Below are 23,497 nucleotides of genomic sequence, written 5' to 3' on the forward strand. Positions count from 1 at the left end.
TATGGAGTGACACCATAGTCAAGGGCAGAGTTTAGAGGATAGATTGTGCTTTATGTTCTGAATGCTAAAAGTAGATATTCACCTATGTCTACCTTATTGAATATTCTAAGGTGATTAACTAAGGGGAGGAATTTTCATGGGTTACTATATTCCTGTCGAACAAGGGGTAAATTTATATGTCGAGGATATAAATCCAAATGGTAGGAAAACCATTGTATTTATCCATGGTTGGCCATTAAATCATAAACAGTTTGAATATCAATATAATGTGCTGCCTGCCATGGGTTATCGCTGTATCGGAATTGATTGGAGGGGATTTGGAAAATCAGATAAGCCTATTAGTGGCTATACTTATAATCGTCTTGCTGATGATATTCGCATGGTAATAGATGCTCTTCAACTCGATGATTTCGTACTTGTTGGGCATTCTACTGGTGGAGCAATAGCAATTAGATATATGTCTAGGTATAATGGCAAGGGTGTATCTAACCTCATCCTTGTAGATGCAGCAGCTCCAACAGGCTTTACCGCTGAAACTGCAGACAAACTTCTCAAGGAGACATACAATGATCGTCCAAACATGCTACAAGGGATAACGAATGAATTCTTCTTTCAATATATCACCCATTCTTTTGCTGAATGGTTTAAACAATTAGGATTACAGGCAGCGAGCTGGTCTACTGCATCTGTCATTATTTTATTGAGAGACGAAAACGTTGCCGCTGATCTTTCGGCCATAAATACCCCTACTATCATTATTCATGGTGTACATGATCAAGTGATTCCTTTTACACAAGCACAGGAGCTTCACGAGAAAATAAAACATTCCCAGCTTATTCCGTTCTATTATAGTGGACATGGTGGCTTCTGGGAGGAGCGTGACAAGTTTAATCATCTATTGCTAGAAATTCTTTCGTGAAAATTCAAGCTACTACTTTGAATAAAATAGCACTACCGATACCACCACCACTTCCCATGGCTGCTAACACATATTGAATATCCGCTCTTCTCTGCACCTCGTAAAAAAGTCTTGTAATCATCATACTTCCCGAGGCACCATAAGGATGTCCTAATGTTAACGCACCACCGAGCACATTTAGCTTTTCATAAGGAATGGAAAGCTCTTTAGCACAAGCAACTATCTTAGAAGAAAAAGCTTCATTTATCTCGATCAAATCTATCTCCGCAATCGTTAACCCATTCCGAGCTAATAAGGTTTGAATGGCTGGGATTGGAGCTGCACCCGGATAATGAGGATCAATACTAGTTACCTCACTATCTACAAATCGAAAAATAGGTTGGAAGCCATGGTTTAATGCCATGGTCTCCTCCATGACCAGTACAGCGGAAGCCCCATCATGGATTCCACAGCTATTGGCTACTGTCACTGTTCCATTCTTTTTGAATATCGGTTGTGCCCTTTGGAGAAGAACCTTCATTTTTCTTTTCTTCAAAAGCTCCTCATCTTGACTTTTTCCTTCAATTGGAAGTAACTCGTCTTTTAAATACCCTTGTTCAAAGGCCTCCCAGCTACGGTTATAGCTTAATAAGGCATACTCATCCTGAAGCTTTTTAGAAACAGAATATTTCTCTGCGACATATTCTGCCGCAATCCCCATTTCGGGATCACCTATTTTGTCAGGTGAAAATCTTGCCCTAGATGGAAATGGAGAAGTACTCGTACTTTCCACACCCCCAGCGATATAACATTGGCCAGCACCACCCTGAACAAAATAACTTGCCATACGAATCGCTTCTAGTCCTGCACTACATTGGCGATCAATGGTGACACCAGGTATAGTGAGCGGAAGTTCTGCTTCCAGTGCTGCAAGCCTAGCTACATTTCCTCCTGGTCCAACCACATTTCCTAAAATAACATCATCGATCTTTCCTTCTATGCCACTTGATAAATGTTGGAGAATAGGAGCAACAAGTTCATGAGGCTCCACACTTTGCAAAAGCCCTCCCTTTTTTCCGATAGGAGTTCGTTTCGCATTAACGATTACCGCTCGATTCATTACAGGTCAACTCGCTTTCTATTTGTTTCCTCAATTTCGCACGAGCGATTTTACCACTGGTGGTATACGGCATTTCGGATCGAAAAAACCACTTACGCGGGATTTTGTAAGAGGATAAATGCTTCTTACAAAATCTTTTTAATTCAAGCGAGCTGCTCTTTCCTTTCACTACAGCAGCAACCATCTGACCCCAGTAATCATTAGCTATTCCCATCACCGCAACCTCCTCTACATCTGGATGCAAGGATAGCACTTTTTCTATTTCTTCCGGGAAAATATTGATACTTCCATATAAAATCATATTATGCTCCCGCCCAGCAATATATAGAAAGCCATCCTCGTCAAAATACCCGATATCATCAACAGTTGCCCATCCTTGTTCATCTTGAATGGTGTGAATAGGTCCTTCTGGTTGTTCAAAATATCCGTCGATTAGCAGTTTACTTTTGACATATATTTTTCCAGTCTCATTTGGTTGTGCTAATTCTTGATTGGAACGTCTTATTTGTACCTCCACACCACGGCAAGGTCTGCCAACAGTTCCTACCTTCCGTCTCCCATCTCTATCAGCAAGAACCGTAACAAAGCTCATCTCTCCAGCTCCATAGAACTCATATATCTTCACATCCATTAGAAGCTGACGAATAGCCTTCTTCGATTTTTCCGACCACTTCGCACCAGATGAAATGACTTTTAGAGGTTTATCTATGGGAATTCCTACTTTTAAGAAGGCATCAACCATTGTCGGAACCACATACAAGGCTGTAATCGGGTGTGTTTCTAGCCATAACATTCCCTCAGTCGGTGTAAATTTTTCTAACAAATAAACGGTTCCACCTAAATACAATGTACTGATTGCTCCATATAAAAAATGAGAATGGATAAAAGAACCAGGAATAAGCACGTTGTCTGTATCTTCTAACTCGAAATCAAAGCGAGAACAATCAAAGCTTGCCACCCATGAATCATGGGCACGAACAAATGCTTTTGGATTCCCAGTTGTACCAGAAGTAAAACCAATATAAAAAAGAGGATTTCCTTCTACTTCGTGAAATTCCGAGCTAAATAGAGAAATTTCCTGTAAAATTTCATCCACTATTCTTACATTAGCTTTCATATGATTTGACTGCGCGTATTCCTCTTTCGTTGTCACTATAACAGAAGGTCTAGAAAGCTTCACTTTATTATCTAATTCCCTCAGATTCCATTTCCTATCATAAGGAACGACAACCCATCCTGCTCTAGCTGCTCCTGCGAATAATTGTAGAAATGGAATTCCGTTTGGAAGGAGAATTCCTAGCGTTTTATTAACTGTTGGTAAGGAGTTTAGCCAGTTTGCTGTTTGATTGACCATTACATCCCATTTTTGATAACGGATCTGTTGATTTTTCGTATGTATCGCAACTTTTTCTGGAGTTAATGTGGCGAAAGTTGAATAAGTTGCTGTAATATTTCCCATAACGGATCACCTACTAAAAAAAATCGAATTCACATATTTTATTTTACTACTATGTCTTTCTTTATTCTAAAACTAGCCTAACATACTTTAACATCAGAGTGCCTTCTTCGATTGGAAACCTGTGTTAGCTTTTTGAGCAAAGTGAGATAGTGCTGGATGTTTTCTTAGTCTGTATACCAAAACGGAAGCAAAAATGGCTTTTATCACATCTCCCGGTATAAATACTAAGCTTAGATTTACTGCCTTTAATACAGGTATGTCCATCATGTATGCTTGAATCGGAGTTCCTACTAAGTAGATGAGAAGAATCCCCACTGTGAGATTGATCCATAGCACATATTGTAATTTCATCGTTCGAAAGTGTGATAATAGATATCCAATACACCAAGCTGTAATTGGCCATGAAAGGATATAACCAACACTTGGCCCGGCAAATACACTTAGTCCCCCTCGTCCTCCAGATAGTAGTGGCATTCCTACAGCTACCATGCATAAAAAGACCAGCTGGCTCATCGCTCCTAATCTAGCACCTAATATTCCTCCTGAAAGTAGGACACCTAGTGTTTGTAAGGTAATCGGAACGGGTGTGAAAGAGAGTGTAATCGGCGGAACTAGCCCCATAGCTCCCATTACGGCAGCAAACACTGCTACTAAGGTAATTTCTTTAATTTTCACTTGTTAATCTCCTAACTATTCTGATGTATTCTTTTCGGTTTTATCTTAAGCAATCAAGTTAAATATGTCAACCTTTTGTTATAAAAGGTTGACATATTACTTCTGTTTTTATAAGGGCTATTTTACTAATTAGCTAGGCTTCATTCATCATTTTTCTACTATTCTTTGACATTTTGTTCCACTTCTTATTATGATAGATTTATAGGTTATTTTTGGTAATGAAGGGGGTAATTGTAATAAGAAAACAATCAGTTTGAATGAGCAAAAATGGATCGAAATTTCATTTTATAGGAGGAGAAAATGATGAAAAAATTTTTATCTGTATTATTCGTTAGTATTGCATTTATCCTTACCATTTCGACATTTGGACAAGCTTCTAAAGTCGAAGCCGCAACAGATACCCCGGTTGTATTCGTTCATGGCTTAGGTGGTTCCGATACGAATTTTGCCCTTATCAAACGCTATTTAAGAACACAAGGCTGGGATAGTGATAACCTTTATGGCATTGACCTTCCAAGCAAGCAAGGAAATCAAGAACTTAATTCCGCTGCCATTAGAAATTTTGTTGATAATGTTCGAAATGAAACAGGTAGTGATAAGGTTAACTTAGTCGGTCATAGCATGGGAGGAGCCAACAGTTTATATTACATCTTACATAAAGGTGGCGACTCCAAGGTAGACAAGCTAGTCACATTAGGTGGTGCAAATCGACTCACAACAAGCTTTGCCCCGAGCGGGATTGACACTACATCGATCTATTCCACCAATGATTTAATTGTTCGACCATATCTTTCTATTCTATCAGGAGCAGAGAATATTGCGGTTTATGGCGTCTCTCATATTGGATTATTAAATAGTTATCAGGTTAATCAGCATTTGAAGGCGGCGTTGGGGGAGTAAACGAAAAGACAGTGGGACAAAACTAAATAGATAGAATGACAATCCGAACAATATTCTGACCTAGCGTAGTCATAATACGGAGACTCCAGTAGGAACAGCACGAGCTGAAGATCCACTTTGTAAAGTGGTTTTCTTTGCAAAGTTAGCAGATCGCCGTGCGCACGGAAAGCGGAGTATTTTGACGGTGGTGGTTATAGTGCAGAAATCTCAATGTTCGAATTTTCCCTAATTTATTACTCTTTTGTCCCAGCCACTTCCTTTAACGATTAACACTCTCCACAAACTTCCTCGCCGCACGTGATAAGGGGACATTCTTTAAATAGCAAATACCAATACTCCTTTTCGGGATTTGCTCCTCCAGCATCACCTCATACAGATCGCCTCTTTCTAAATAATCATTGGAAAATTCCTTAATGACACAGGAAATGCCGAGGTTAATTTTAGTGAATTCCAAGACGAGATCATAGGACCCTAGTTCAAATACAGGGGATACCTGATAACCCCTTTTTTCAAAAAAATGCTCGATATACATACGCGAATTGGACTTCTTCTCTAAAAAGATTAAAGGCAATCTCATTAAAAACTCTAAGCTAATTGGTTTTTCCGTAATTTTTTTGTATTTCTCTCCACAAACGAAGATATCCTGAATCCCCTTACATGGCATCACTTGAAGCTGCTCATCCTGGATTGGCAAATTACAAATGCCAACATCTGCCTTACCTGATTTAATAAAGCTACAAATCTCTGTTGTCGTACCATTAATGATATTTAATTTAATGCCTGGATACCTTGCATGGAAATCCTCCAAATAGGGCAGTAAAAAATAACGAGAAATCGTATCTCCCACTCCAATCCGTAGCTCCCCTGTTTTCAATGTTTTAAATTCTAGCATCTTATCCTCAGCGACATGAATCATTGATAACGCTGAGTCCACATGGTCATGTAACAGCTCTCCTTCACTCGTTAAGACTACACCCTTAGACGTTCTGTTAAACAGCTTTATATCTAATTCCTTTTCGAGCTTTGAAATCGACTGACTAACGGCAGACTGTGTCATATATAGTTCCTCTGCTGCTTTAGAAAAGCTTTTGTTACGACTTACCACATGAAAAATACGATATAAATCCAATTTGCCAATCATATAACTTCTCCTTATACCATCTATTATTAATCTTAATTTTACTAATATCGCTTCACAAGGTATAGTAGCATAGGGATGAACAAATAGAAAATATTTGAACACTTAGAGGAGAGATTAGATTGGAAAGAACACTTGGAACAGTTGTACGTGGTCTTCGTGGACCCATTATTCATAAAGGAGATAACATCGAGGATATTGTCGTGAATACCGTATTACATTCCGCAGAAGCTGAAGGGATCTCGATAGAAAATCGAGACATTGTAACAATCACAGAGTCTATCGTAGCTCGTGCGCAAGGGAACTATGCGACAATTGACGATATCGCAACAGATGTCAGAGAAAAATTCCAAGAGGAAACCGTTGGGGTTATTTTTCCTATTCTTAGTCGTAATCGATTTGCGAATTGCTTAAGAGGCATTGCAAGAGGAGCTAAAAATGTTGTCTTGATGCTGAGCTACCCATCTGATGAAGTAGGTAACCATCTTGTAGACCTCGATGAATTAGATGAAAAAGGAATTAACCCATGGACTGACGTCTTAACAGAAGAAGAATTTCGCAAACACTTTGGTCATAAGAAGCATCCATTTACTGGTGTTGATTATATTGACTATTACAAAAGCCTAATCGAAGCCGAAAAAGCAACATGTAAAGTAATTTTCTCCAACAATCCGAAAACAATCCTAGACTATACGAAGAACGTATTAACCTGTGATATCCACTCACGCTCTCGAACAAAACGCATTCTAACAGATAATGGTGCACAGAACGTATATGGTCTTGATGATATCCTTGCAAAATCGATTAATGGCAGTGGCTTTAATACAGAGTATGGCCTCTTAGGCTCCAATAAAGCAACAGAGGAAAGTGTGAAACTATTTCCGAATAACTGTCAGCCTATAGTAGATGGCATTCAAGCCAAAATCAAAAATGAAACAGGGAAAACGATCGAGGTCATGGTATACGGCGATGGGGCATTCAAGGATCCTGTCGGTAAAATTTGGGAGCTTGCTGATCCGGTTGTATCACCAGCATACACTAAAGGATTAGACGGGACACCAAATGAAGTCAAGCTAAAATACCTTGCGGACAACAACTTCGCAGACCTTAAGGGAGATGCGTTAAAGCAAGCTATCTCAGAATATATCGAGAACAAGAATGAAGATCTCGTAGGCGCGATGGAAGCACAGGGCACTACTCCTAGGAAATTAACAGATTTGATTGGTTCGTTATCCGATTTGACCTCAGGTAGTGGGGACAAAGGAACGCCAATCGTTTATATTCAAGGATATTTTGATAATTATACAAAATAAATGCTAGTAAAAAGAGATGCCTCGTAAGAAGAGGGATCTCTTTTCGTTTTAGCCAAGAAGCGAATCATGATATCATAATAGAATCTAAGTGTTGGAGTTGAATGTTATGAATAAAGGCTTCCAGAAGAAATACCTTCTCTATTTACTTGTCTTCTTTGGCTTTATTGGTTCCATGGTATTCGTCTATCATAACCATGATTTCTATGAACGGACGATACTTAAAGTAACCGAAACAATCGAGACAGACCGTATAGAAATAACCGACAACTATGAAAATAAAGACTATCTCGTTACCCAAAAAATTACGGCGGTTATCCAAAACGGGGAAGATAAAGGGAAGACGATAGAGCTAGAAAATCAATATTCGGGATCACAGGCCACCCATTTCCAACTAAAAGAAGGAACGGAGTTTTTTCTAGCAAAGGATGGTAGCTCTGTTGGTGACATAAAAAGGGATAAATATCTCGTATTAGTTGCATGGCTATTCATTATCATCCTGCTCCTTGTCGGTAAAAAGCAAGGTGCATTATCTGTTGTCAGCCTTGCAGTGAATGCCGTTATTTTATCGGTAGCACTAGATATTTATATCCGCAATTCTGATAATAGCCTACTGATCATTTGTGGAATAAGTATTATTCTCTTTACTGTCCTTTCCTTAATCATGGCTAGTGGACTGAACGAAAAAACCTATACCGCGATTATAGCGACATTGCTTAGTACTTTTGCCTCTCTATTAATTGCCTATGTCGCATTATTAGTAACGAAGGAGCAAGGTATTCGCTATGAAGAGATGGCTTTTCTCACAAGAAACCCGCAAATCATCTTTATGGGTGGATTGTTAATTGGTTCATTAGGGGCAGTTATGGATGTGGCAATCACCATGTCTTCCTCTATCTTTGAATTATTCGAAAAGAATAACGAGATTAGGCTAAGTATATTAAAAAAATCCGGTCTTGAGATTGGAAAAGATATCATGGGCACGATGACGAACATTTTGTTCTTTGCCTATGTCAGTGGAACCATCCCAGCATTACTGTTGTATTTCAAGAATGCATCTCCACTCGGGTTCACCTTATCCATGAACCTATCTGTGGAACTAGCTCGCGCGCTAGCTGGAGGGATTGGGATCGTATTAACGATTCCGATTACGCTTTATATTTCGATTTTCTTTATTAAAAGAAAGCAGGCGAAGCTATGAATGTATTAATTCTATTAGCAACAATTTTATTTATTCTGATGGCGGTTGTTGGTGGGAAAAAAGGGATCAAATCCTTTATCGCATTGTTATTAAACTTTGCCGTCGTCATTGCAACTGTCCTAATGATGAATGATCCTAATGCGAACCCTATTTTACTTACATTAGTTGCCTGTGGAATCATTAGTGCAATCAGCTTATTCTATATCAATGAGATCAATAGTAAAACAAAAATGGCTTTTCTGGCGACGATTATAACAAGCTTGTTATTACTAACCTTTATTTTTTTCATAACAGAAAAATCGATGATTTATGGGTTTAGCGAAGAGGAATCGGATTCCTTGACGATTTTTTCATCACGTATCGGAATTGATTTTGTTAAGGTTGCTACTTCCGTTATTATTATGAGTACCATTGGAGCGATTGTCGATACGGCCATTTCCATCACTTCGCCAATGCGAGAAATCCACCAGCAAAACCCTGATATTACAAGAAAAGACCTTTTTATGTCGGGAATCCGGATTGGCAGAGATATTCTTGGGACAAGTAGTAACACCTTGTTCTTTGCCTTTTTCGGTGGATATATGGGGCTAATTATTTGGTTCAAGGACTTGTCCTACTCCATGGGAGAAATCGTCAATTCCAAAGTGTTTAGTGAGGAGATGATCACGATTCTTACAGCAGGCATCGGAGTAGCATTAGTGATTCCTATTGCTGCAGCGATCACTGCCTATCATCTCGTCTCCTTCAAGCATTCAAAGGAGTAACAATATTGGCAGTAGGCTGTTTTCGTTATATACTTAACATATCTTGAAAAAACGTAGGTTGTGATAAAATGCCCGAAAATAATATAGAAGTTATCATGAGAGAAATGCTCGCAATCCAACAGAAATCTCGACGTTTTGCTGACATGCTATGTGAAGGTGAATCACTAGCCCAAACTCCACTCATTCTCCTGATCCAAATGAAAATTAATAATGGGATGAAGGCCTTCGAAATTGCAGAGTTTTTAGGGGTTACCCCCGGAGCAGTTACTTCTATTTGCGATAAATTAGAAAAGCTTCAGCTCATCCAACGAGTCAGAGAAAACGAAGATAGACGCGTTGTCAAGATGATGCTAACAGAAGATGGTGAAGCAAAGGTTCACGAGCTATTCTTGAAATTTCCTCAAGAGGAATTGGCGGAGATAAAGAAGGTGCTGTTAGAAGTGAATCATTTATTGAGTAGTGTGTTTTAAGGAATGGTATAGTAGTAAAAGTAATACTATTGCTGTAGCTGGCATTCCTTCACCTCTGTTCCTTGTATGTAAAGATTCATTACATGTGAGCTTAGTATAAGTGTTTAATATTACCTCCATAGAAAGTATATAACTGTTTAAGTTAAAGGGATAGTCAATGAAGTAACAAAACGTTGAACACTATTCATAGTATATAAGACATTTGTTAAAAACCCTATAATCGGGTATAATATATTTAGAAAATCATATACTATGAAAAACCGCAGACGCTCCAACGTCTACGGTTACAATAGACCGAACCCCGATAAGAGGGGCGGCGCATTAAGAGTGGAAATAACCCCTAATAGCTACCAGGCATATGAGGGGTTATTTTTTATGTGAAAACGACAGTATAGCCACAACAAGTGATGCAAAAGATATGCAAAGCACTAGGCTTTCGAAAACTGTCACAGGCGTCACCTCCCTTCTTGAACATAGTTCAAAGAAGGTATTACAGTTGCGCCACCCCTCATATGAAGTCGATCTATCAATAAATCTATTATAACATGTTAGAAATCTAAATAGAGAATTTCGACATAGTTTTTAGTAGCATTGATGACTTTCAACATGATTACATTTCGTATTTTTCTTGAAATGTGTTAACCCTTGTTCATTACCTGCCATTCATCTTCTAAAATGCTCATTTCCCACAAACTCCAGTACTCGTCACCTATTTTTCTGATTTCTCTTAATAACCCTTCTTTTTTAAATCCAGCCTTTTCATAGCAAGCGATTGCTGAAGTATTAAAATCAAAAACACCGAGGCTAACTCTATGTAAATGAAGTTCATCAAATGCAACTCTAAGAATTTCTTTCATCATTCGTACACCGATTCCTCTACCTCTTCCATTTTTGTCACCAACTAACACTTTTCCTACCCTTGCCGACTTGTTGTTTCTGTCAATGTTCCCCAATGAGATATGGCCTATAACAGACCCTGTTTCCGTATTTATCACACTACAAATTAAAGCATGCGAACTTTCCTTGTTTGCATCTTTGAGGTAATTCTCCAATTGTTGTTCCGTTAAGGGGAAGTTAAAATTAGGACCTCCCCATTGGAGCAAGAATTGCGGGTTCTCCACCCAATTAATTAATTGTTGAAAATCTGATCGTTTAAAATATCTTAATTTAATCTCCATAAATGCCTCCTTGCATTCTAAAAAAGTAGAGGAGAACTTGCTCCTCTTATCATCTATGTTCTTTGGCTGGTTGTATATCAGGATCTAGAAATGTTAAAACTCCTTATAGAATGGGTGACTATTTTCATCCAGACAGTATTCAATTCTTTGCCTAAAATTTCCTGCAGTCACCATTTCTAATACTTGTTCAATCGGGTAAAATCCAACTTCCAAACTTTCTGATGAGGTTGTTAATTTCCCTCCTACTGGCTTAGCTAAAAATAATGTATTACAAATCGATTTTTTTACATTCTGAAAAATTCCACAAAACCTTAAATCTGCAATATCAATACCTGACTCCTCTTTAGTTTCCCTTATTGCAGCCTCTCTTAAAGACTCGCCTTCCTCCACTTGTCCACCTGGCATTTCCCATCCCCTCTTGGGTCCTTTGATTAATAGAATTTCCTTATCATCATTGAGTACAATTGTTGCAGCTGAAACAATGTGTTTTGGTGGTGTAATAATTGGTTCTCTTTTATCCAACAAAATCCCTCCTTTTTCAACCAGTAATGTTGAATAATTTTCTAATTATCTTATAACGTTAACATATTATTCGACACATAATATTCGACTTCGTTTGCTTAAGTATAGTTTTTTTCAAACTCTATTTTTTCAATTCAACTAAATACTAATCTTATCGGTTATCCAACCTTCAATAAAATGTTTTAATGAAGCTGCAGCCCAAGTTCGACTATCATCCTCGTGACTCCATTCTATTATGTCAGTTAAAATTTATTGCTTTAGTGTAAGAAGTAATTGTAAAAATCAATATCACGTACAAGTTTATATATGATGGCATTACGGATCTATATCTAATTGCTTCTTCACATACAATGAACCCTAACCCCTTGTTTATTTTTTCTTTACAGGGAAATAAAGTTCAACAACATTGTCGGTGGCATTAGGACCTTTGAAACTTTCATCGGTATATTCAAAACCAAACGAATCTGCTAGTTCATAGCTTGAGTTTGGTAGCCATGTTTGATAAAAATGGTTGTACGCTTCTCCGAGTCCAGCCACATGACCCGTGTAGGTAATTACAGCATAAGTATGTGCAGGTATTGTCTTTCGTACAAAATCTTCGGGAAGTTCCCCGTGACTATTTACTTCTACCCCAGCGATCCATTGAAATTCATCAGTTGTGGGATTGTAATTAGGTGGATCAATAAACATTCCAAAACCACCTTTTCCACACATTATCCCCGCCAATTCACTTACCCTGTTTTCAAAAAAATCATTCATTAATTTTGGAATAGTCGAATTTGTTTTGGTATCTTCTAATGTGGTCGAAACGGACACTCCAGCAATCGTAAAAAGGCCTTTTTTCTCCATTCTTATCTCCATTTTCTGTTCCCAACCCCTTCAATTTTATTTCACTTAATGATCACTTAATTGGTTTTGTAATAGGTTCAAATTCTTCTGAATATGCCATCCTAACGTCACTTCCGATAGTACCTCCCTATCGTAAAAAGCAGCGTGTATATTCATGGTTAATTGTCTCCTCATTCACAGTTTATTTATCATAAAATATTATTAATATTAATTTGATTTCTTGTATTAGGGGCTTTTTTTAGTATAGAGGCTTTTTCCTATATAATGATCTAACAAGAAATTGATTCAGCTATAATTATTGATCAGGTATTTGCTAGTTCATCTTTTATCAGTGAAATAAAGTTAGTGGTGGTTGTTAAATATTCTTCATCACTTCTCGTACAAAGTCTTATCGGATGCTTAATAAAAAGATTTTTAACAAAAACTCTTCCAAGCTTACCGTTGTACAGGTCATTATCCACTGCAAGTGCAGAAACTAGTGCAGCTCCGTAGCCAGCTTTGACAGCTTCAACAGATTCTCTCAGTCCCTCCATTTGGATAAAGGATTTCGGCATTTCGAGGTTAGCTGCTTCACACAAATTTATGACACTTCTTCTTGTAGCACTTCCTTTTTCACGTAAAATAAAAGGTTCGTTCATAAGCTCCTCAAGTGTAACTTCTTTTCCTGCTAATCGATGTTCACTCGGCACAATAAAAATAAGCTCATCGTCAAGTAAAGTGTGCGATTTAACCCCTTCTCCCTTCTGTTCACTATAAACAAAGGCCACATCTACAGAATAGTCCAGTAGTCGTTCAAAAGTCCAATCCGTGTTTCCTTTATACACTTGAACATCTACTAAAGGGTATTTTTGCTTAAATTTCACAATCCAACGTGGTAGGACTGTGCTTGCAGGTAATTGGGTTGAACATATACGCAAACTTCCTCGTTTTCCAGTGGAATAATCAGCCATCTTTGTTTCGATTTCTGCCTCCAGAGCGAAGAGGCGTTTTGAATGATTAGCAAGTAATTCACCTGTCTCCGTTAATTGAATGGATCGTCCACTCGAGGTAATCAGCTTCATTCCCAATTCCTGTTCTAATTTGCGGAGCTGAGCTGTCACAGCAGGCTGACTAATTAAGAGACTCTCTGCTGCACGTGTAACACTACCGAATTTAGCTACTTGCGTGAATATACGCAACGCATGGAGATTCATCTTGACCCACTCCATTCATAAATAATATTGATGATTAAACAAAAAATATATATTAGATTTATTGAATGATTTCCTTTATTTTAGAATAAGAGGCTACTATTCGTAAAGGTGGGAGTAGGATGAAGAAGATAACAAAGGATTTATTAAGAGACTTAAAATCATTAGTCGGCCCTTTTCCAAAATTTTATCCAAAAAATTTGCCCGAATACCCGTCAGACTTATTCATAGAATGGTTGAACATCGCCATTGAGGAAGGGGTTCATGAACCTCATGCGATGACATTATCCACTGTTAACGAGAAGGGTGCTCCTGACGCCAGAGTATTGATCCTAAAGGATGTGAGCCGTAATAGATGGTATTTTGCAACATCGGCCACAAGTAGAAAAGGGGAGCAACTGAAACGAAACCCAAATGTTGCCTTAACTTTTTATTGGTCGGAAATTGGCAGACAGGTTCGGATACGTGGTGTAACTTCTGAAATGTCAGCAGATGCGAGTGCAAAGGATTTTTTGGAAAGATCGGATGAGGCTAGGGCAGTCGCTTTAATCGAATACCAGAGTAAAGAATTAATAAAACGCCAGACTTTAGATGATGCTTTATCAAAAACAAAGAAACTTGTAAAAGGAGCTCCTGATACAGTAAGCGCTAATTGGAAGTTGTACTCAGTCGCTGCAGACGAAGTTGAATTCTGGCAAGCGGATTCAGAGCGAAAACACGTTAGGGTACAATATCAGCGTAATGATGAACATTGGGGACATCGTTTGCTGTGGCCTTGACTCACAAATTCCTTTTAATTTAAGGAAGCTATAATGACAACTTACTAGGGGCTGTCCAATTAATTCCGTCCATTCATTTTAGCTCTATGCATGATAAAAGACTGGAAGAGTAGGTTATTTCCTACACAGAATCCAACATTGCCCAAAAGCTATTTCCACTGATTGCGGCCTTTAGTTAAAAATATTAATGGATACTAGAGTAGTGGAAGCCGTTACTTGAATAGATAGAAGTTCTAAAATAACTTCTTCGGTTTATTATTAATAGATTGAAGAACTGCTTCTATTTTTTTCCCAAAACCAATTCCCGTAGGATCAACTAAATAGGCAAGAAAAAAATCACTGAACTCCATTTTTTCTCTAACTACTAGAGCACCATTCTCCTTTGCCTTAGAAATAGTAACATCTATTGAATCAACTTCTATTTGGATACGTGTGCCGTGTGGATAATCACTTGGACCCTTACTTATTCCACCGTTAATTCCCGTGTCTGTTATGCCTTTATCTGTAGATACACCCCAATAATCCCAGTTTGGTTCAGAAAATTCCCATCCAAATACCTTAGAGTAAAATTTTATTGCTTTTTCAGGTTGCTGACTACTCATTTCAAATCCAACGATTTTCCCCATTTATAATTCCTCCCAATTATTTAATAATTGATTACATTATTTACAATCAAACAGGTCCCTTCTCACAAGTGAATTCTCAATTACACTTGACCCAAATAGCTTCTTGTAATATTAGGAATGACTATATTCCCATTGTTGCTATACTTTTCAAATAAATTAGATAATGCGGAAATAAAGGGATTATACTCCTTATCAGTCTTTTTTGGGGAATAGGAGGCCGATAAATACCTGCCTAAAAATCCAATTAAATTTAGTTGCAAGTCATTTCGAAAATTTTTGAAATCATACTTTCCATCTCTAAAGAAATCCTGAAATGGAATCGGAGTTTCCTCTATACCTCCACTAAAACCTTTAAAATTTGGGCAGTACCTTTGGCAAATATCAGCACTTTCCTTGTTTATATCACTTGCACCATCCCGACTATTCCATACAAGATTCACGTTCGCATCCTGTTTCAAAATCCGTTGACATTCTAATCTAAACTGCTCGATATCGAACCAGTGAAATGCCTGTGCTACTGTTATTAAATCTAGACTACTATCATTTAAGGTCGTTTTTTCAGCCACGGCATCAACCGAAATAAAATGGGAATCAGGCTTTAAAGTTTGTTCCGCTAGTGTTCTCATATCATCATTTGGTTCTACCCCGATAACAGTAAATCCTTTATCAAGAAGCTGCCTACTTAATATTCCAGTCCCCGAGCCAATATCTGCTATCATACAATTCTCATTTAAATCAGCTTCAGAAATTAAATATTCAATATATACAGAGGGATAGCTGGGGCGATATTTTGCATATACTTCCGCTTTGTCTGTGAATTTATCTATTGATTTCATAAAAACGACTATCTCCTTTTATTTTCCATTTCTACTTGTATTAATTCTTCTTCATTATTATGAATTCCTTCTCATGGATAAAGCTTCTGCGATTTTATCACCAATAATGGAATGCATTATTCTTGAACCCATCATTCTCCTCCCCCTAATAAATAATCTTTTAAACAAGAAAACTCATATGATAACGCTTTCATTTCTGTGTAAAAGTTTTTACATTAAATTGCTCCGTTAACTAAGGGTTAACTCTTAAATTCTAACATATTGTCCCAATTAAAATTATAAAAGATCATCAAAAATGATTAGGACCCTTTTCTTGCCTAAATCAAACAAAAATAAATACTTGTTCAATTAAAGCACCAGTTTGTTGAACAAGTATTATTTATTCTCCTTAATTGTCTTTCTCAAAATTTCATCAACTAACCAGAAAAGAAATGCGGCTATTAATGTTATTACAACAATAAATAGATGTTCAAAAAAGAAAGAAAGAACTAATCCAACAATAAGACCAAAAATAAGATGAATCAACAGTGCCTTTTTATATCTTTGTTTGCCGTATAAATTCTTTGTTACATAATCAGATAAGATAGATACTGGCAAGCCAATAAAAAATATAAATGGAGCTGCACCCAGAAGAAGAATACCAAGTGCAGCAAAAAACTTATCGTAGTTATCCATTATTGCAAAATAAAAGTTAAAAAATAATCCAGTTAACAAAGTGGTTAAAACAGATCCTAAAAATTTCCTTAGCAACATTAAAGCCCCCAATAAAACAAATTTCATATTGTCTTATTAAACATAACTGCCCGTTGTCCACTCACTCTATATTAGCATAATATTCCATTATTTCATTTTAGATTTATGCCAAGATAAGAGACGCTCATTTGATGATCGTCTAGTTGAAATAACTTATATAAAATACACCATTAAGTCCTCATCATAGTATTGCCCGTTAAATTTTATTGCATTTCGCTCGGTTCCATAGACCTTAAACCCGATCGATTCATATAGTTTCTTGGCAGATTGATGATTAGACACAACTGTTAAATGTATTTGTTCTACTCCCTCACACTTTTTTACGGTTTTTATAAGTTCAAGAAGAAGTGATTTTCCAATTCCTTGTCTCCTGACTACTACGTCCACATACATACCGAAAACATTTCCTTTATGAGCCATTTTTTCATTAGCTTCTCGTACAAAAGTAACCATTCCACATAATGAACCTTTTTGATTAAAAGCGCCTAAAACAAATTTGTCCTTTAATGGTTTTACTCTGTCTATGACTGTTTCGATTGAAAATTGCACTTCTCTCTCATATGTTGAAGCAAATGCCCCAGGATCGGTCTTCAAAGCATTCAATCGTAATTCTTGATAGAGAAGCGCATCAGCTTCATTTAATACACGAATATTCATCCTACTTATCCTCTTTTCCATTGTATTAAAGTATACAGCCCATTTAGGTAGATTTGACTATCGTCCCCTGATGAAAGAATATTTGCCACCTACCTTCGATAAATTTCCAAACGGTGCTTCGTAATGTGTCTTTTTTTTGTGTTAGGTCTTTCACTCGATAGGTAGTTAGCACCGCCTCTGAAGATAAGGGATGAATTTCGAAATCGTAAAGAGACAAGTCTCGAGCTCCAACACCTCCCGCTTCCACACAATCCTTTTTATAAAAGACTTTCCCCGAACTTCCGAACTCAAAAAAGTCATCTGCCAATAATTTTTCAAAAAACTCACTAGATGTCCGATTTTCCTGTTTTAAATGACTTTGCTCCAATTCTAGTAACGTTCTGCCAAGAGCATCTTTATCCATTGTCATTTTTGCAACACTCCTTTGGTACCAAAAATGTTCATACCTTTTTTGATGTAGCTTTTATTATAAGGAAGTGAGGGTTTGTCATGAGATAGTCATAAGATTCTTCATTTGCCATTTTCATTCTCTCTTGTGGTTTAGGTTCAATCAACTTATCGAGATCGAAAATTTGAATGGTTTCATTTACGATGCTATTTAGAGGTCTTCTGTAAAAGCTGACATCAATTGTAATATTAGGTTTATTCCAGGTATCTGATAATAATTGGGTATTAAAGTAATCCTCACAATCAAATCTTGTAAAGTCCATAAATGGGTGATGAACGGAAAATAAAAAGGTTCCGCCTGCTTTTAGAATACGGTTAAATTCTTGAAATGTGGAAGTCCAATCCTTTAGATAATGAAGCGTGAGCGAGCTTACAATCACATCAAAGGAATCATCCTTAAACGGAACAGGTTCTTGAAGATCGTGACAAAGAAATGTCCCTTCCCCCCTCAAACGTCGATTCGCTGCCTTCACCATTTCAGGACTTATATCTACACCAGTGACTATCGCTTTACGTTGCCATAATTGCGAAGAAAACCATCCAGCAGAACAACCAGCGTCAAGCACCCTTTTTCCCTTTAATGCAGAGGGCAAAGCTGCTATCATAGCTGGGCGTTCATAATAAGCGTTATAAGGACTGCCCTCGTCAATATCGTTCTGATAGGTAGAGGCTAACTTATTATAAATGTCTCTTGTAGTATTACTCATTTCATTCCCTCCTTCATTTTTTTATGCTGCTCTTCTTCCCCCCCTAACCAGCGTCGCTAACGAAACAAGTATCCCTTCAATTATACTATATGTTTCCATTATATAATTCACCTCCATGTTGATTAGCTCTTAAAATATCTGTTATCAAAGCCCGCTTGACAAAGTAAATAAACTATATTTTAATGAGTATATATTTCAATTATTAAAATATATATTAATTAAACAAGGAGATTGCCCGTAGATGAAAAGTGCGAGAAGTGCCAAATTACGTAGCATAACCTATACAAGTGGATCTAATCTCGAATTACCAGAAGAGTATGATGTATTAAAAATACGCGGGTCTGTTTCGATCCTTTCAGCTGTTCACTTAAACCGCATTTCAACCCATGGTTATGGTTTATTTCGCTCTCAGGTTACTGTAGAGGAGCTACACAGTTGGGGAGCTTGTGTCATAGAAGACTGCTGTCAAGCCAAGCAGTTGTTGAATAATGGAAGCTTAAAGCTAGATACCGGCCACATAACATCTGTAGTCAGTTCAGGGAATTTAACCATCAAGTACTTGCTCAAGACAGAGGATTTAAGCGCTATAGGCATGATTCACGGAAAGGAAATCCATGCAAAGCAATGTCTATTAAAGCTATCAAGTGAAAGCAAAATCGAACGATTGGTCACAGAAAAAGCACAGATATCAAAGGACCAAAAATCGCTCTCCTTATTGAAAAAAAGACTCCTTTGCGAATATATAAAAGGGCAACAGCTGTACCTTTCCTACACTCATGCAGATATCGTGGAAGGAGACACTGTCATCATCGATAAAAATTGTAGTATTCACACGTTATATTACACAGAAGATTATCGGATTTCACCAAAATCAGAAGTTCACCAAGTCATAAGGAGGGAGAAATAGTGATAGTACTAAGATGGTTCGTACGCTTTTGGTTACTACTCTCCATTCCAGTGCTATCGGTTCTTTATGCAGGACTCTTAGTCAGTGCGATTCTTATTATTCTTGCTGGTTTATTTCGAACATTTGGCTTTGAGCAGATCAAAATGAGCATATGGCCAAGTGTGGAGCTTCCGATTATGTTCAGCATCCCTTTGTCATTAGGTGTTTCTATTCTTCTTTTCATTGCTTCTTATCACATCGGAAAATCGATTCGATATTGTATGGGGAAATTAGCAAATTAATTGGCATAGCTTGTCTCCCTTCTAGCATATATTTAGAATAACGACTAGTTAAGGAGGGCTTTTATGCCAAATAAACTATCCTCTCATCAGCTGATTAGATATATGGTTGGTTTTGTCTTTATTGTCTCTGCCATTATGAAGCTAGCCATTGCTGACTTTACCAGTGCGTTTATAAGCTTTGGAATTCCTTTTCCGGAAATAACCGTCTGGATTGTAGGAATAACAGAATTAATAGCTGGTGGTTTAATATTAGCAAATTATTATGTAAAAAGAGCCACCATTCCATTACTAATCATTATCGTCACCGCCATTATTCTTACAAAAATACCCATTCTACCAACTGGCGTCTTTTCCTTTCTCTTTGAAGCGAGATTAGATATTGTTATGTTTATTCTTCTCTACATTCTTTGGAAAAATGAATATTAGCTTTTGTTGTGATCCTCACAAAATTTTACTATATTAGAGTTAGAATACAAGTAGAAAAAGAGGGTCCGTTATGATGAATGCTGATTTGATCCAAGAGGTGAAAGAAAAGCTAGATAATAGGCAAAGGCTGTTCCTATCTCCCCATCCATTGCTACAAAGATATATCTCCTGTTATGTCTTTTATATGAAGCCAAATCCTTATCACAGTGTTATAACGACAACCTTGTCTATTATTCCCGACGCAAGTGGCTGTATCGTCTTCACTTGCTACGAGGACCGGATGCAGGGCTTGCTTTGGGGACCAACAACAGAAGTGAAAAAGGTAGAAAATAGCTTGGCTGACCGCACTTATTTTTTTGTAGAGTTTTTACCAGGCGGCTTACGGGCATTTACCGGCATGGACCTTGCTGAATTAAGGGACAAAGTCGTGAATCTTGAAGATATCAACAAGAAGCTTTCGGTGAGGATAATGGAAGCCTTACGATCCACCACCTGTTTAAGCTCATTTGCTTCCAGAATGAATCATTTATTCCTCCAGCTACATGATCACCATTCCAATTTAAATCCGCTTATTCTATCCAGTATGGAATATATTCTACAGCATGAAGGGTCAGTTCGAGTAAAAGAGGTTGCGCACAAGCACTATATTAGTGAACGTCAGCTACAGAGAAGTTTTCAACAGCATGTAGGCATCAATGTAAAAAAATATGCATCCATTGTCCAGTTCAATCAAACGATTCATCGATTAAAAAGGAAGCAAGATCTCCCCCTCTCTTCGCTAACCAATGCCTCAGGTTTTTTTGATGAATCTCACATGATCTCTACCTTTCACAAAATGATTGGCTTAACCCCTAGCACCTTTAAAGAAAACATGTCGGATTTTTACAATGATGCACATAAATTTCCGTGTAAAATCTAGAAAGGGGTGATAGTATGAAGGAAAGGTTAAGAGAATACTGCAAAGCACAAACAGGCTGCCAGGAGAAATTTATCAAGGACTGGAATGCCTGGAACTATACAGTCGGGGGAAAAATGTTTGCAATAATTGGCAAGGACAAAGAGAAGCGGTCCATCATCTCCTTAAAAGGGGATCCTGAAAAGTCCGAGACACTTCGAATTGAATATGAGGCAATTAATCCAGGATATTACTTAAACAAAACCCATTGGAATTCCATCTGCTATGAGAACCAAGAGATCACATTTGAATTCATTCAACACCTTATTGACGAATCTTACTCCTTAGTGTTTCCATCACTACCAAAGAAAAAACAGAAGGAGATCCAGTCAGGGTGACTATATAACAGTCGCCCTAGCTTTACTCCTCCTGTCTAAAAATTCTTTCACTTATTTCTTGAAGAAATTTTGCCCACTTTTCCTGAAATTCTGGTTCCTCTAGCGTATGTCCTGTAATCATTTGGGTGACATTATCGTAGAGTAGCGGATAAACAGTAAGACTAGACATCATTAAGGTAATAAGCGCAGGATCTAATTCTTTTGGTACTAGTCCTTCCTCTTGTTTTTTTACCATGTCCGTATTATAGGAATGTAGCACCTTTTTTCTCGTTTCATCCCCATTCGAATCCTTCGGCATCTTCTCCACTGCCTCCCAAGCAGTGTACTTCAGGAAATCTTTTAAATGATCGATATTCACCTTTAACCGGAAAGCCGCGATATCCTCAGGCTTTGTCGGCAGGGTTAAATTACCTGTAGGGACTGCAGATACGAAATGATCGATTATCTGGTTAATCAGATCATCTTTTCCGTTAAAATAATGATAAATAAGCTGCTTTTTCACGCCCGCTCTTTTAGCAATCGACTCGATTCTTGCACCATTATAGCCCTTTTCGAAGAACTCTTCCTTCGCAGCCTTCAATATTTTCTTTCGGGTACGTTCCGCATTTCGTATTTCACCCATTGTTGTCATCCACCACCCAATTTCTCTTTATGTATGCCATCATAATCACCTACTTGTGAAAAGTCAACTATGCTTAAGTCTGAAAAGAAATGTATGATTAGGAAAACTCAATAGAGTGAAAAGCGACTAGGATTTCTTATTATTCGAGTTAAATCCCCACATAAATAGTTTTACAATTAATAAAGTAAAAACTGCTCGTATAGCATTTTTCCCCCAATTAAACATGCCTGAAAGAATATAATCTAATATAACCAAAAAAGCAAAATAAGCAATAGAAAACAGAATGAAAATCTTAATTTCCCGTTTCATATCAACTATTCACACCTACCCTTACTGAGTTAATGGAATTTTAATTCATTAATACCAAACGTAAGCAATAATAGCAAATTTAAAAAAATAAAAATGAATATTTTATCCTATATGTCCAAATAATATTGGAAAGTTAAATACTTAATGGAGGTCAAAACAGTGGAAACAGAAAAAAACATAAAACTAACTTCTGCAGAACTTTCCCAACTTTGGGCTTCTTATCAAAATGACAGTGGTTCTATATGTGTGTTAAAGCATTTTTTGAAGACCGTTGAAGATGCGGATATTCGTCCAATTTTAGAACATGCCTTGCAGTTATCTCAAACTCATATCCAAAAACTGACTTCCATTTTCACAAAAGAGAATTACCCATTACCAAAAGGCTTTTCAGAAGATCAAGATTTAAATGTAAATGCTCCATGCTTGTTTACCGACAATTATATGCTACAGTTCATGAAGCAGATGGCTCAGATATCACTCAATGCGTATAGCGTTTCAAAGTCTTTATCTGTCCGTTCAGACATTGACCAATTTTATGGGCAATGTCTGGCCGAGGTGAATGATATGGACACAACGGTTAAAAAAATTCTATTGGAGAAGGGGCTTTATGTACGCTCACCATATATCCCCTATCCTGTAAAAATAGATTTTGTTAAGAAACAAAATTTTCTTACAGGTTGGTTTGGTGAAAGAAGGCCACTGCTATCATTGGAAATAACTAATCTTTATGCTAATTTTCAACGTAATGATTTAGGGACTGCTACTTTGATTGGTTTCAGTCAAGTAGCAAAATCACAAAAGGTTGGACAATTCTTTATACGAGGAAAAAAAATTGCCTCAAAGCATAACGAGATATTCGGATCTATATTACGGGAAGATAATCTTCCTGTACCAATGACTTCAGATACTTATGTTACAGAATCGAAAATCTCTCCATTCTCTGACAGCTTAATGTTATTTATCGTCACTGGCTTAATCGCATTGGGGATTGGATATTACGGTACAAGTATATCCACTAGTTTAAGGCGTGATTTAACAGCACACTATGATCGATTCATACATGAAATTCTGAAATATTCGGAAGATGGTGCGAACATCCTTATTGATAACGGCTGGTTAGAGGAACCCCCAATTGCAAGTGATCGTGATGAATTAGCGAAGAAAAAGTGAATGATAAAGT

Annotated in this window: 28 protein-coding genes; 13 read left to right on the top strand and 15 right to left on the bottom strand. The window is 37.4% G+C overall.

From position 1 onward, the window contains the following. Nucleotides 1-136: 136 nt before the first annotated feature. Nucleotides 137-919, top strand: coding sequence for an alpha/beta fold hydrolase (locus tag ACZ5R4_RS12010; RefSeq protein WP_464367358.1), 783 nt, complete (start codon nt 137-139; stop codon nt 917-919). Nucleotides 920-923: 4 nt separating this feature from the next. On the opposite strand, the gene ACZ5R4_RS12015 is transcribed toward ACZ5R4_RS12010, so the two are convergent. The 3 genes from ACZ5R4_RS12015 to ACZ5R4_RS12025 form a co-directional block, all read right to left on the bottom strand. Further along, nucleotides 924-2,018, bottom strand: coding sequence for an acetyl-CoA C-acyltransferase (locus ACZ5R4_RS12015; protein ID WP_277679402.1), 1,095 nt, complete (start codon nt 2,016-2,018; stop codon nt 924-926). Then, nucleotides 1,996-3,477: an AMP-binding protein gene (locus tag ACZ5R4_RS12020; protein WP_464367359.1), complete on the bottom strand. Its 1,482-nt coding sequence runs from the start codon at nt 3,475-3,477 to the stop codon at nt 1,996-1,998. The genes ACZ5R4_RS12015 and ACZ5R4_RS12020 overlap by 23 nt, the downstream gene beginning before the upstream one ends. 93 nt (nt 3,478-3,570) lie before the next feature. Next, complete coding sequence (locus tag ACZ5R4_RS12025) at nt 3,571-4,152, bottom strand: biotin transporter BioY (RefSeq protein WP_054788149.1); 582 nt, start codon at nt 4,150-4,152, stop codon at nt 3,571-3,573. 303 nt (nt 4,153-4,455) lie between these two features. Between ACZ5R4_RS12025 and ACZ5R4_RS12030 the strand changes: the two genes are divergently transcribed. Continuing rightward, nucleotides 4,456-5,052, top strand: coding sequence for an esterase/lipase family protein (locus ACZ5R4_RS12030; protein WP_277679400.1), 597 nt, complete (start codon nt 4,456-4,458; stop codon nt 5,050-5,052). Between the two features lie 259 nt (nt 5,053-5,311). Here ACZ5R4_RS12030 and ACZ5R4_RS12035 read toward each other — a convergent pair whose 3' ends face one another. Next, complete coding sequence (locus tag ACZ5R4_RS12035) at nt 5,312-6,193, bottom strand: LysR family transcriptional regulator (protein ID WP_464367360.1); 882 nt, start codon at nt 6,191-6,193, stop codon at nt 5,312-5,314. A gap of 119 nt (nt 6,194-6,312) precedes the next feature. On the opposite strand from ACZ5R4_RS12035, the gene ACZ5R4_RS12040 reads away from it, so the two are divergent. From ACZ5R4_RS12040 to ACZ5R4_RS12055, 4 genes are all read left to right on the top strand, one after another. Beyond that, nucleotides 6,313-7,503, top strand: coding sequence for a coenzyme F420-0:L-glutamate ligase (locus tag ACZ5R4_RS12040; RefSeq protein WP_054788150.1), 1,191 nt, complete (start codon nt 6,313-6,315; stop codon nt 7,501-7,503). Between the two features lie 106 nt (nt 7,504-7,609). Next, the gene (locus tag ACZ5R4_RS12045) at nt 7,610-8,701 is read left to right on the top strand and encodes a YibE/F family protein (protein ID WP_464367361.1); all 1,092 of its coding nucleotides are present in this window, start codon (nt 7,610-7,612) and stop codon (nt 8,699-8,701) included. Then, on the top strand, nt 8,698-9,465 hold the full coding sequence (locus ACZ5R4_RS12050; RefSeq protein WP_464367362.1) for a YibE/F family protein: 768 nt from the start codon (nt 8,698-8,700) through the stop codon (nt 9,463-9,465). The genes ACZ5R4_RS12045 and ACZ5R4_RS12050 overlap by 4 nt, the downstream gene beginning before the upstream one ends. A gap of 68 nt (nt 9,466-9,533) precedes the next feature. Next, nucleotides 9,534-9,935, top strand: coding sequence for a MarR family transcriptional regulator (locus ACZ5R4_RS12055; RefSeq protein ID WP_054860032.1), 402 nt, complete (start codon nt 9,534-9,536; stop codon nt 9,933-9,935). A 638-nt stretch (nt 9,936-10,573) separates the two neighbouring features. Here the strand turns inward: ACZ5R4_RS12055 and ACZ5R4_RS12060 are convergent. The 4 genes from ACZ5R4_RS12060 to ACZ5R4_RS12075 all read right to left on the bottom strand — a co-directional run bounded on the left by ACZ5R4_RS12060 (nt 10,574) and on the right by ACZ5R4_RS12075 (nt 13,662). Further along, complete coding sequence (locus ACZ5R4_RS12060; protein WP_109983249.1) at nt 10,574-11,113, bottom strand: GNAT family N-acetyltransferase; 540 nt, start codon at nt 11,111-11,113, stop codon at nt 10,574-10,576. A gap of 93 nt (nt 11,114-11,206) precedes the next feature. After that, nucleotides 11,207-11,635 (bottom strand): NUDIX hydrolase, encoded by a 429-nt coding sequence (locus ACZ5R4_RS12065; protein WP_464367363.1) that lies wholly within the window; start codon nt 11,633-11,635, stop codon nt 11,207-11,209. 369 nt (nt 11,636-12,004) lie between these two features. Then, entirely contained in the window at nt 12,005-12,484 is a 480-nt protein-coding gene (locus tag ACZ5R4_RS12070; RefSeq protein WP_464367364.1) for a GyrI-like domain-containing protein, read from the bottom strand. A 302-nt stretch (nt 12,485-12,786) separates the two neighbouring features. After that, complete coding sequence (locus ACZ5R4_RS12075; RefSeq protein WP_464367365.1) at nt 12,787-13,662, bottom strand: LysR family transcriptional regulator; 876 nt, start codon at nt 13,660-13,662, stop codon at nt 12,787-12,789. A 134-nt stretch (nt 13,663-13,796) separates the two neighbouring features. Here ACZ5R4_RS12075 and ACZ5R4_RS12080 point away from each other — a divergent pair, with 134 nt between their 5' ends. Continuing rightward, nucleotides 13,797-14,453, top strand: coding sequence for a pyridoxine/pyridoxamine 5'-phosphate oxidase (locus ACZ5R4_RS12080; RefSeq protein ID WP_464367366.1), 657 nt, complete (start codon nt 13,797-13,799; stop codon nt 14,451-14,453). A gap of 233 nt (nt 14,454-14,686) precedes the next feature. On the opposite strand, the gene ACZ5R4_RS12085 is transcribed toward ACZ5R4_RS12080, so the two are convergent. The 6 genes from ACZ5R4_RS12085 to ACZ5R4_RS12110 form a co-directional block, all read right to left on the bottom strand. Further along, a complete protein-coding gene (locus tag ACZ5R4_RS12085; protein WP_464367367.1) occupies nt 14,687-15,079 on the bottom strand; it encodes a VOC family protein in 393 nt (130 codons plus the stop codon). 80 nt (nt 15,080-15,159) lie between these two features. Next, nucleotides 15,160-15,915 (bottom strand): class I SAM-dependent methyltransferase, encoded by a 756-nt coding sequence (locus ACZ5R4_RS12090; protein ID WP_464367368.1) that lies wholly within the window; start codon nt 15,913-15,915, stop codon nt 15,160-15,162. 375 nt (nt 15,916-16,290) lie between these two features. After that, nucleotides 16,291-16,695 (bottom strand): hypothetical protein, encoded by a 405-nt coding sequence (locus ACZ5R4_RS12095; RefSeq protein ID WP_347834858.1) that lies wholly within the window; start codon nt 16,693-16,695, stop codon nt 16,291-16,293. A 126-nt stretch (nt 16,696-16,821) separates the two neighbouring features. Beyond that, a complete protein-coding gene (locus tag ACZ5R4_RS12100) occupies nt 16,822-17,325 on the bottom strand; it encodes an N-acetyltransferase family protein (protein WP_464367369.1) in 504 nt (167 codons plus the stop codon). Between the two features lie 43 nt (nt 17,326-17,368). Next, nucleotides 17,369-17,734, bottom strand: coding sequence for a nuclear transport factor 2 family protein (locus ACZ5R4_RS12105; RefSeq protein ID WP_464367370.1), 366 nt, complete (start codon nt 17,732-17,734; stop codon nt 17,369-17,371). Between the two features lie 31 nt (nt 17,735-17,765). After that, nucleotides 17,766-18,479 carry a class I SAM-dependent methyltransferase gene (locus ACZ5R4_RS12110; protein WP_109983258.1) on the bottom strand — a complete coding sequence of 238 codons (714 nt, stop codon included), beginning with the start codon at nt 18,477-18,479 and terminating at the stop codon, nt 17,766-17,768. A 241-nt stretch (nt 18,480-18,720) separates the two neighbouring features. Between ACZ5R4_RS12110 and ACZ5R4_RS12115 the strand changes: the two genes are divergently transcribed. From ACZ5R4_RS12115 to ACZ5R4_RS12135, 5 genes are all read left to right on the top strand, one after another. Continuing rightward, entirely contained in the window at nt 18,721-19,386 is a 666-nt protein-coding gene (locus ACZ5R4_RS12115; RefSeq protein ID WP_464367371.1) for a hypothetical protein, read from the top strand. After that, nucleotides 19,386-19,667: a hypothetical protein gene (locus ACZ5R4_RS12120; RefSeq protein WP_054860022.1), complete on the top strand. Its 282-nt coding sequence runs from the start codon at nt 19,386-19,388 to the stop codon at nt 19,665-19,667. Before ACZ5R4_RS12115 ends, ACZ5R4_RS12120 begins: the two co-directional genes overlap by 1 nt. A gap of 63 nt (nt 19,668-19,730) precedes the next feature. Beyond that, complete coding sequence (locus ACZ5R4_RS12125) at nt 19,731-20,093, top strand: DoxX family protein (RefSeq protein ID WP_054860021.1); 363 nt, start codon at nt 19,731-19,733, stop codon at nt 20,091-20,093. Nucleotides 20,094-20,163: 70 nt separating this feature from the next. Beyond that, on the top strand, nt 20,164-21,012 hold the full coding sequence (locus tag ACZ5R4_RS12130; RefSeq protein WP_464367372.1) for a helix-turn-helix domain-containing protein: 849 nt from the start codon (nt 20,164-20,166) through the stop codon (nt 21,010-21,012). 14 nt (nt 21,013-21,026) lie between these two features. Then, a complete protein-coding gene (locus ACZ5R4_RS12135; protein ID WP_109983261.1) occupies nt 21,027-21,386 on the top strand; it encodes an MmcQ/YjbR family DNA-binding protein in 360 nt (119 codons plus the stop codon). 22 nt (nt 21,387-21,408) lie between these two features. Here ACZ5R4_RS12135 and ACZ5R4_RS12140 read toward each other — a convergent pair whose 3' ends face one another. After that, nucleotides 21,409-22,008 carry a TetR family transcriptional regulator gene (locus ACZ5R4_RS12140; RefSeq protein ID WP_054860018.1) on the bottom strand — a complete coding sequence of 200 codons (600 nt, stop codon included), beginning with the start codon at nt 22,006-22,008 and terminating at the stop codon, nt 21,409-21,411. A gap of 468 nt (nt 22,009-22,476) precedes the next feature. On the opposite strand from ACZ5R4_RS12140, the gene ACZ5R4_RS12145 reads away from it, so the two are divergent. Continuing rightward, on the top strand, nt 22,477-23,487 hold the full coding sequence (locus ACZ5R4_RS12145; protein WP_464367373.1) for a DUF3231 family protein: 1,011 nt from the start codon (nt 22,477-22,479) through the stop codon (nt 23,485-23,487). Nucleotides 23,488-23,497 lie beyond the last annotated feature (10 nt).

The sequence above is a fragment of the Gracilibacillus sp. JCM 18860 genome (genome assembly GCF_055395245.1).